This window comes from Microbulbifer mangrovi (assembly GCF_002009015.1).
Taxonomy (GTDB): Bacteria; Pseudomonadota; Gammaproteobacteria; order Pseudomonadales; family Cellvibrionaceae; genus Microbulbifer; species Microbulbifer mangrovi.
On the sequence record NZ_LZDE01000009.1, the window covers coordinates 1 to 236 of the forward strand.

The following is a 236-nucleotide window of genomic DNA, read 5'->3' on the forward strand; positions in this document are numbered from 1 at the left end:
TATTCTACACATCCGATCTGCTTTAACAAGCGTTTTTCGCAGACTTTTTTAAGCTTGGAAACGTTGAAGCTCAACGCTTTCCCAGCTTCGCTCACCGCTTGCGGTGAGCGTTGAAGTGGCGCGCATTATAGCGACCTCTTCGACCTTGGCAAGCGCTTTTTTAAATTCTTTTTCGAAGAAAAACTTCTGAAAAATCAAAGACTTATAATGCCATCTCGCCGCGCTTTGCGTTGCCG

Annotated in this window: 1 protein-coding gene; it reads right to left on the reverse strand. The window is 45.3% G+C overall.

Features of this window, described 5'->3' with window-relative positions; all coding sequences use genetic code 11:
* Positions 1 to 48 precede the first annotated feature (48 nt).
* Positions 49 to 236 (reverse strand): hypothetical protein (locus tag B4U49_RS18955; RefSeq protein ID WP_158078508.1); only part of this gene is annotated, 188 nt, incomplete at its 5' end.